At 45.1% G+C, this 7,958-nt stretch carries 10 protein-coding genes and 3 pseudogenes; 7 read left to right on the forward strand and 6 right to left on the reverse strand.

What is annotated here, in order from left to right; translation table 11 throughout:
* Nucleotides 1-131 precede the first annotated feature (131 nt).
* The 3 genes and pseudogenes from ymgF (at nucleotide 132) to ACUU1M_RS17315 (ending at nucleotide 3,398) form a co-directional block, all read left to right on the forward strand.
* Nucleotides 132-351: pseudogene (gene ymgF / locus ACUU1M_RS17305) on the forward strand (cell division-associated protein YmgF).
* Between the two features lie 399 nt (nucleotides 352-750).
* Nucleotides 751-960, forward strand: coding sequence for a hypothetical protein (locus ACUU1M_RS17310; RefSeq protein ID WP_005047951.1), 210 nt, complete (start codon nucleotides 751-753; stop codon nucleotides 958-960).
* A 407-nt stretch (nucleotides 961-1,367) separates the two neighbouring features.
* Nucleotides 1,368-3,398, forward strand: a pseudogene (locus tag ACUU1M_RS17315) (autotransporter outer membrane beta-barrel domain-containing protein).
* Nucleotides 3,399-3,454: 56 nt separating this feature from the next.
* Here the strand turns inward: ACUU1M_RS17315 and ACUU1M_RS17320 are convergent.
* The 3 genes from ACUU1M_RS17320 to ymgI are packed head-to-tail and all read right to left on the reverse strand — an operon-like array spanning nucleotide 3,455 to nucleotide 4,313.
* Nucleotides 3,455-3,790 (reverse strand): YmgD family protein, encoded by a 336-nt coding sequence (locus ACUU1M_RS17320; protein ID WP_000979977.1) that lies wholly within the window; start codon nucleotides 3,788-3,790, stop codon nucleotides 3,455-3,457.
* A gap of 3 nt (nucleotides 3,791-3,793) precedes the next feature.
* Nucleotides 3,794-4,138, reverse strand: coding sequence for a YMGG-like glycine zipper-containing protein (locus ACUU1M_RS17325; protein WP_000726974.1), 345 nt, complete (start codon nucleotides 4,136-4,138; stop codon nucleotides 3,794-3,796).
* A gap of 1 nt (nucleotide 4,139) precedes the next feature.
* Complete coding sequence (ymgI, locus tag ACUU1M_RS17330; protein WP_000122462.1) at nucleotides 4,140-4,313, reverse strand: protein YmgI; 174 nt, start codon at nucleotides 4,311-4,313, stop codon at nucleotides 4,140-4,142.
* A gap of 100 nt (nucleotides 4,314-4,413) precedes the next feature.
* Here ymgI and ymgJ point away from each other — a divergent pair, with 100 nt between their 5' ends.
* From ymgJ to ACUU1M_RS17345, 3 genes and pseudogenes are all read left to right on the forward strand, one after another.
* Nucleotides 4,414-4,599 carry a protein YmgJ gene (gene ymgJ, locus ACUU1M_RS17335; RefSeq protein WP_071988566.1) on the forward strand — a complete coding sequence of 62 codons (186 nt, stop codon included), beginning with the start codon at nucleotides 4,414-4,416 and terminating at the stop codon, nucleotides 4,597-4,599.
* Nucleotides 4,560-4,679, forward strand: a complete 120-nt coding sequence (locus ACUU1M_RS17340) for a hypothetical protein (RefSeq protein WP_001131446.1) — start codon at nucleotides 4,560-4,562, stop codon at nucleotides 4,677-4,679. Before ymgJ ends, ACUU1M_RS17340 begins: the two co-directional genes overlap by 40 nt.
* Nucleotides 4,680-4,713: 34 nt before the next feature.
* Nucleotides 4,714-5,058 (forward strand): annotated as a pseudogene (locus ACUU1M_RS17345) (autotransporter outer membrane beta-barrel domain-containing protein); the annotation flags it as partial.
* Nucleotides 5,059-5,429: 371 nt separating this feature from the next.
* Here ACUU1M_RS17345 and minE read toward each other — a convergent pair.
* From minE to minC, 3 genes are read right to left on the reverse strand one after another with little or no spacing between them, the layout of a single operon-like run.
* Nucleotides 5,430-5,696 (reverse strand): cell division topological specificity factor MinE, encoded by a 267-nt coding sequence (gene minE, locus ACUU1M_RS17350; RefSeq protein ID WP_001185665.1) that lies wholly within the window; start codon nucleotides 5,694-5,696, stop codon nucleotides 5,430-5,432.
* Between the two features lie 3 nt (nucleotides 5,697-5,699).
* The gene (gene minD / locus ACUU1M_RS17355; RefSeq protein ID WP_000101055.1) at nucleotides 5,700-6,512 is read right to left on the reverse strand and encodes a septum site-determining protein MinD; all 813 of its coding nucleotides are present in this window, start codon (nucleotides 6,510-6,512) and stop codon (nucleotides 5,700-5,702) included.
* A 23-nt stretch (nucleotides 6,513-6,535) separates the two neighbouring features.
* Nucleotides 6,536-7,231 carry a septum site-determining protein MinC gene (gene minC / locus ACUU1M_RS17360; RefSeq protein WP_005047937.1) on the reverse strand — a complete coding sequence of 232 codons (696 nt, stop codon included), beginning with the start codon at nucleotides 7,229-7,231 and terminating at the stop codon, nucleotides 6,536-6,538.
* Between the two features lie 519 nt (nucleotides 7,232-7,750).
* Between minC and ACUU1M_RS17365 the strand changes: the two genes are divergently transcribed.
* Nucleotides 7,751-7,958: YcgJ family protein (locus tag ACUU1M_RS17365; protein WP_449144704.1), on the forward strand; the 208-nt coding region annotated here is incomplete at its 3' end.

Genomic DNA, 7,958 nt, shown 5'->3' on the forward strand with positions numbered 1-7,958 from the left:
AAATTGATCAGTAAGGCCATAGTGCGGTGTAATTATAGACAGCTAATTAGCTCGTTGCCTCTTGTTACTATTGTTCATTATTTTGTTTGCTATAATTGTTTGAAAGTTTTGACAGGATTGCCATTAGTAGCATGAACAATAGTAATAATCTGGATTATTTCACTCTCTATATCATCTTTTCCATTGCATTTATGCTGATCACCCTCCTGGTCATCCTTATTGCAAAACCCAGTACCGGGCTGGGAGAAGTGCTTGTGACGATAAATTTGCTTAATGCCCTTGTTTGGCTGGCGATCAATCTGGTTAATCGATTTAAGAGAAAGACTCGTCAGCCACAGGGATCAGCAATAATCTTTCAGTTTCTCACTGTCAGTATGCGGCTGAATGGGTTGCTGGCAGTGAACGCCTGGATCATTGAAGGAAAGGAATTATTGCGCAAATAGTTGTCAACCTTGGTGTTATCACAGTTGTTTTTATATATCACCGAAATAATTACTATGGCAACTATTGATAATTTTGATGTCGAAGAGTTATTTGTTAAACAAAATAGTCACCCCAAAGTGATCAATGTCATGAAAATAAGGTGAAAAATGATAATGCCGACTTATTTATCATTTATATATTGTCGCTGTTTATCTATTTAAATTTTTTGTGCTTTTGTTTTTGTCTTTACCCTCCGTTTTGGTAATCTGAGCTCATAGGTTATTTGACCAGGAATGTTTGTTAATCCAATGAATGGATGGTTAATCTATGAAACTGAAAAAACTCCCCGGGTTTAGTTTGGGACTTATTGCTCTGGCGGTGGGTAATGCATATGCTGAACAGTTTATTCAGCACGATGAATATAAACATGCTGTGGCAATAAAAGATGGAAAAGTAAAAGATATTGATAATGCGCTAGTTATAACAACGGGTAATGGAAGTTACGGGTATCCGTTGCAGGAGAGGGTAGTAAGTTAACCATTAACAATGGCGTCATTGTAACAACGGGCGGTTTATATCCTTCTGACAATAGTCCTCTAAGCCCAGCATTAACAGCTAGCGCAATCGTAAGTGAATTTGGCGGTGCTGTTATTTTGCAGGGTAAAAACACGATTGTCACAACGGGGGATTACTCAATTGGTTTGCTAAGTCAAACGAGTGGAAACCTGAATACTGACACCATAATAAGAGTCAACTCTGACGGTTCGGTTACCCCCTCTTTTTCTGACGGAGATGATACATTTATTGTTACTGCGGGTAATCACGCAGTCGGCGTTCTTGCGTGTGCATCTCCCGGAAGCGCGCGTGCGTGTGTATCTTCTCTTGATGAAGAAAGTACTGCCGATACAGGAAGTAATGAAAATAATGCCATAGCAAAACTGGATATGGCAAAAGGGGAGATCACAACCCACGGAACAGAAAGTTATGCCGCGTACGCTAATGGCACTGTCGTCAAGGCTGGTGACACGCTTGATTATACCAATGCCAGCGTTACATTAACCGATGTTGATATCACCACGCATGGGGACAATGCTCATGCCATCGCTGCCCGCCAGGGGACAGTTTCATTTAACCAGGGAGAAATTTATACAACGGGTCCTGACGCCGCGATTGCTAAAATTTATAATGGCGGCACGGTGACGCTGAAAAATACATCTGCAGTCGCGCATCAGGGGTCTGGAATTGTGCTGGAGTCTTCCATAAATGGTCAGGAAGCAACGGTAGATATTTTATCTGGTAGCTCACTACGGTCAGCAAATGAAATCCTCTACCATAAAAATGAGACGAGTAACGTGACCATTACGGATAGTGAGGTATCATCGGCTGCAGATGTTTTTATCAATAATATTAAAGGTCATTTGACCGTCGATGCAACTAATTCAAAAATAACGGGTTCAGCTAATATTTCAACAGATGATAACACTCATACCTATCTGTCGCTTTCAGATAATAGTACCTGGGATATTAAAGCTGACTCAACGGTGAGCAACCTCACGGTTGATAATAGTACGGTCTATATTTCCTGGGCAGATGGACGGGATGTCGAACCAACAAGATTAACAATAACTGAAAATTACGTTGGTAATAATGGCGTATTGCATCTCAGAACTGAATTGGATGATGATAATTCAGCTACGGATAAAGTCGTTATTAATGGAAATACCTCTGGAACAACCCGAGTTAAAGTTACCAATGCAGGAGGCAGCGGAGCTTACACGTTAAATGGGATAGAGATTATCAGCGTTGAGGGGGAATCAAATGGGGAATTTATTAAGGATTCGAGGATTTTCGCCGGTGCCTACGAATATTCATTAACCCGAGGTAATACCGAAGCGACCAATAAAAACTGGTATCTGACTAACTTCTAGGCAACGAGCGGCGGTGAAACAAACTCCGGAGGAAGTTCAGCGCCTACTGTTGCGCCTACCCCCGTCCTGCGCCCCGAAGCTGGAAGTTACGTCGCCAACCTGGCAGCCGCTAACACTCTTTTTGTTATGCGTCTGAACGACCGTGCGGGTGAAACGCGCTACATCGATCCTGTAACTGAACAGGAGCGTTCAAGCCGACTTTGGCTACGTCAAATTGGCGGGCATAATGCCTGGCGTGACAGCAACGGACAGTTGAGAACGACCTCGCATCGCTACGTCTCGCAGTTAGGGGGCGATCTGTTAACCGGTGGTTTTACCGATAGTGACAGTTGGCGTTTGGGAGTGATGGCTGGTTATGCCCGCGACTACAACTTAACTCATTCCAGCGTGTCGGATTATCGTTCGAAAGGGAGTGTCAGAGGCTATAGCGCAGGGCTGTATGCCACTTGGTTTGCCGATGACATCAGTAAAAAAGGCGCATACATTGACTCCTGGGCGCAATATAGCTGGTTTAAAAACTCCGTGAAAGGGGATGAATTAGCCTATGAATCCTATAGCGCGAAAGGTGCAACCGTCTCGCTGGAAGCGGGTTACGGTTTTGCCCTGAATAAATCCTTTGGTCTGGAAGCGGCGAAATATACGTGGATCTTCCAGCCACAGGCACAGGCTATCTGGATGGGCGTCGATCATAATGCGCACACGGAAGCCAATGGCTCACGTATTGAGAATGACGCAAATAACAACATCCAGACCCGACTCGGCTTCCGCACCTTTATTCGTACTCAGGAGAAAAACAGCGGTCCGCACGGTGACGACTTTGAACCTTTTGTTGAAATGAACTGGATCCATAACAGTAAAGATTTTGCTGTCTCAATGAACGGTGTGAAAGTCGAACAAGATGGGGTGAGTAATTTGGGGGAAATTAAACTTGGCGTAAATGGCAACCTGAATCCAGCGGCCAGCGTCTGGGGGAATGTGGGCGTGCAGCTGGGTGATAATGGCTACAATGACACCGCAGTGATGGTGGGCCTGAAATATAAGTTCTGATCCCGCCGTTAGCTAAAAAACCGCGTCGTATTCATCGACGCGGTACATATGAAATATTATTTTTTGCCGATAGCACGCATGGTGTCATCAATTGCCGTGATCAACAGCATTTGCGGGTCTTTAGCGCAAACCTGATTCAGTTTTTCTACCACTTTGGCGCTCAGTTCCGGAGATTGCTCAATTTTTAAATCACGGCTGGCAACGCTGGCATTACCCATTACCGCAACAATTTCTGCAACCTGTGCGCTGTCAGTTTTTGCCATTTCGTTGGCTTCTGCGCAAGTAATATAGGTTTCTGACGGCAAACCGTTTTTAATATTGTAGTCCTGCGCCCAGGTCATTGGTGCGAAAACAAACAGGCCCGCCAGTAAAGCAAATTTTTTCATCATCATTCCTTATTTCATTTTACCCAGAATTGCACCACCCGTACCGCCAATCACGGCACCTTTAATCGCCCCTTCGAGGCCATTGCCGGTCAGAACGCCAGTGACAGCACCAACGGCGGCACCCACTTTTGCACCTTTACGCGCATTTTTACCGTCGCGGCCTTTTTCTGTTACTGCACCAACACCAGCGCCAACAGCTGCACCTTTCAGTACGCCATTAACACCATTGCCAGTAAGTAAACCAACGCCTGCGCCTAGCAATGCACCTTTCGTGGTGCGGTTCATATCCGCCATCGCTGGCGTGGAGCAGAACAATGCTGAGATAAGCCCGAAGGCAAGTATTTTTTTCTTCAACTTAGATGTCCGGTATTAAGTAAGTTGCACACACAATAATTTCGTCTTCAATTAAGATCTGCTTAACTAAAGAACGCTCGCTATTATTCAGATAATTCAAAATGAGCGTGGCTGTGATGATAGGAATTATGTTTTTTACGTGAATGAGAATAATCTTAAATGAGGAATAACTCATTGATTGACAATATTTTTATTCAAGAAGTGTCATTGACTGTTAACGCAATGTTGTAAAGGTAAGATAATCTGATTTATCAATATTATTGTGTGATTTTTATGTGAGCAGAAGATATTCATCAGCAACGATTACATTAGTCATTTTATTTTGCCGACGGCCTCATTGTCTAAAGATAAGCGTACGACAGTATTATCTGAAAAGAGTGATTTTTTATCCAACTACACTTCAGCGCACTGCGTGTAAAAAATGCCTCTTTCTTATGCGGGATATCATCATTTCATCATGATGTCTTTGGTGAGCGGTGAACACAATACACCTGCGCTGTCTCTTCAGGATGAATCCCCTGGTCTGGTGCCTGCGGGCTGATGTTGCAGCAGAGCTTAGGTCACTTAGACGCTACTATCATTTATCCAATGGCATGGAATCGAAATCAGTCGATACCCGCAGTATATATCGTGAACTGGGTGCAACGCTGAGTTACAACATGCGTCTGGGGAACGGTATGGAAATTGAACCCTGCCTGAAGGCGGCTGTGCGCAAAGAATTTGTCGATGATAATCGGGTGAAAGTGAATAGTGACGGTAATTTTGTCAATGATTTATCGGGCAGACGTGGAATATACCAGGCAGGTATTAAAGCCTCATTCAGCAGTACGTTAAGCGGGCATTTCGGGGTGGGGTATAGCCATGGTGCCGGTGTGGAGTCCCCGTGGAACGCGGTGGCTGGTGTGAACTGGTCGTTCTGACTATCAACGATTAAACTGCGCTTCGGCGCAGTTTTCGTTTACAGGATGTTGAAAGAGAAAATTCTGGGGCAAAAAAAGCCCGCCAGTTACGGCGGGAAACCTCATCCTATGGGAGAACAATGAATAATGAAATTGCGGGGTTATCATCTCCCAGTATATCAACACTAACAACATGGTTATTTACTCAACCAGGCATAAACATTTTGTTCTGTGCGTGGGAACAGCCTTAAGGTGTAAAGGGGGAGGTGGAAATAGCAATGAGGAGTATCAGCAAGAATACTCGCCGCTTTACCACAACGTGGATGAGAGGGATGAAAAACTCAAGGCAGAAATGACTCTGCCTTGAAGATAAATGCGTTTTTACAGCGGGCTTATTTCAGCTCTTCTGCTTCCGGTAAGGTCACGTTCAGCTCAAGAATAGAAATATCGCCATCTTTTTGCTCAAGCTGTACGGTTACCATCTCAGGATCAATTTGTACGTATTTACAAATGACCTCAAGAATATCTTTACGCAACTGCGGCAGATAATGCGGTTCTGCATCGCTGCGACGGCGTTCAGCAACAATAATCTGCAGCCGTTCTTTTGCAATGTTGGCTGTGTTCTTCTTCCGCGAGAGAAAGAAATCGAGTAATGCCATAACTTATCCTCCGAACAAGCGTTTGAGGAAGCCTTTCTTCTCTTCTTCAATGAAGCGGAAAGGACGTTCTTCTCCCAACAGACGTTCTACGGTATCTGCGTAGGCTTTACCCGCATCGGCGTTAATGTCGAGAATGACCGGTTCACCCTGGTTAGAGGCGCGCAATACTGATTGATCCTCTGGGATCACGCCGACGAGTTTGATGCGCAGGATCTCCAGAACATCTTCCATGCTCAGCATGTCACCTCTGCTTACGCGGCCTGGGTTATAGCGCGTTAACAGCAGGTGCTCTTTAATAGGCTCTTCGCCATTTTCTGCGCGGCGTGATTTTGACGCCAGAATGCCTAAAATACGGTCAGAGTCGCGTACTGAGGAGACTTCCGGGTTGGTGGTAATAATGGCTTCGTCTGCAAAATAGAGTGCCATTAACGCACCGGTTTCAATCCCTGCCGGGGAGTCACAAACGATAAATTCAAAATCCATCGCTTTCAGATCATCAAGAACTTTGGCGACCCCTTCACGGGTGAGGGCATCTTTATCGCGTGTTTGCGATGCCGGAAGAATATAGAGATTTTCAGTACGCTTATCTTTAATTAACGCCTGATTTAGCGTTGCATCGCCCTGAATGACGTTGACGAAATCGTAAACGACCCGGCGTTCGCAACCCATAATCAGGTCGAGATTACGCAGGCCGATATCAAAATCTATCACGACAGTTTTCTTTCCCTTCTGGGCCAAACCAGTGGCGATGGCCGCGCTGGAGGTTGTCTTACCAACACCCCCTTTACCCGAAGTAACAACAATAATGCGTGCCATAGAAATTCCTTGTTAAAAAGGGATCAATTTAACGGTTGAACGGTCAACGCGTTTTCGACTAACTGCAGTCGCGCCGCTTTGCCATAAAATTCTGCTGGGATTTGATCACTCAGCCAGTATTCACCTGCGATGGACACCAATTCCGCCATCAGGTTCGTACAAAATATTTGCGTTTCCCGGTCACCACTTGCCCCTGCCAGCGCACGACCGCGCATCATGCCATAGACATGAATGTTCCCATCGGCAATCAATTCGGCCCCAGCGCTAACGTGGCTTGTAACAATCAGATCACATTGTGGAGCATAAATACGCTGACCGGAACGCACCGGGGTATCTATTAAACGCGTTTTTGTGACCGGCATTGTATTTTGCGCTGGAGCCTGCGGTGCGGGAGCTGGACGTGGCGCTTTTTCTTTTCCTTCCGTCAGGATAGGCAGCCCCATTTTTTCAATTTCGGCTTTAAGTTGCGCATCTTTGCAGCCACTTACGCCAATAACCCGCAAACCGGTTGCCGAAACCGCCTTATGCATCGCTGACCAGTTTACCGGGTCTTCCAGTGCACTGACGTTGAGTACAACGGGGGCATGTTTTAAAAATGTGGGGGCCTGAGCGATTTTGTCTTTCAGCGCCTGATGGATAACCTTAGGTTCTGCCTCATGCAGATGAACCACAGATAAAGTGAAGCTACTGCCTTTAAGCTCGATTGGCGTGTTTGACATCCTGGCCTTACTCAATTAGCTATTAATCATCGCCAGCGCGCGATGATGTTCCGAAGACTATAAGGCATGTTATAGTCTGGATTATATTGAGGCAAGTCACCCTCCCATTTATTCAGAGTAAAAGTCTATTCTGTGATAAATGGCGCTGATTCATAGCTTAAAAAATACCCTTGTCAATCAACCCATTGCCGTCGTACTTTTGATTCTTCTTATTTACGCTTCCTTTTTCCGCACCCTAATCGTGACAGCATCTCCAGACCTGTTTAAATATCCAGTATTGAGGCAAGTGTATTTTTTCACCACGCCAGGCTTTCTTAACTTTCCATTTTTTGCAGCATCATTAAAGAACAGATACCCGTTATCTTAATATCCGCCACAGAATTGCTCTATCATAGAAACCGCAGAAGACGTCTGATACTTCTGTCAGGTCATAGTAACTCGTCCAGGTCAGCGGTTTTGATTACGGATTGATGACGAAATGAGCATAAGTGTTGTACGGTTGGATTATCAGGATGTGCTATGAATATGATGCGTATTATTTATATCGGATTGTCAGGTGTGGGGATGATGTTCTCATCAATGGCGTCTGGACATGACGCTGGCGGACTTCAATCTCCGGCGTGCGGCGTTGTTTGCGACCCGTATATTTGTGTGAACTCAGATGGCATTTCCCCAGAGTTAACAAGGAAATATCTCGGCGAAAAAGCCGCTGAAAACTTACAATCAT

Source organism: Shigella sp. SIG6, from assembly GCF_053555815.1.

Excerpts from the sequence above, each read along its gene's own strand:
- ACUU1M_RS17310 (WP_005047951.1), top strand. The coding sequence starts at position 751 with ATGAAACTGAAAAAACTCCCCGGGTTTAGTTTGGGACTTATTGCTCTG.
- minD (WP_000101055.1), bottom strand. The coding sequence starts at position 6,512 with ATGGCACGCATTATTGTTGTTACTTCGGGTAAAGGGGGTGTTGGTAAG.
- ACUU1M_RS17340 (WP_001131446.1), top strand. The coding sequence starts at position 4,560 with ATGCCTCTTTCTTATGCGGGATATCATCATTTCATCATGATGTCTTTG.
- minE (WP_001185665.1), bottom strand. The coding sequence starts at position 5,696 with ATGGCATTACTCGATTTCTTTCTCTCGCGGAAGAAGAACACAGCCAAC.
- minC (WP_005047937.1), bottom strand. The coding sequence starts at position 7,231 with ATGTCAAACACGCCAATCGAGCTTAAAGGCAGTAGCTTCACTTTATCT.
- ACUU1M_RS17320 (WP_000979977.1), bottom strand. The coding sequence starts at position 3,790 with ATGATGATGAAAAAATTTGCTTTACTGGCGGGCCTGTTTGTTTTCGCA.
- ymgI (WP_000122462.1), bottom strand. The coding sequence starts at position 4,313 with ATGAGTTATTCCTCATTTAAGATTATTCTCATTCACGTAAAAAACATA.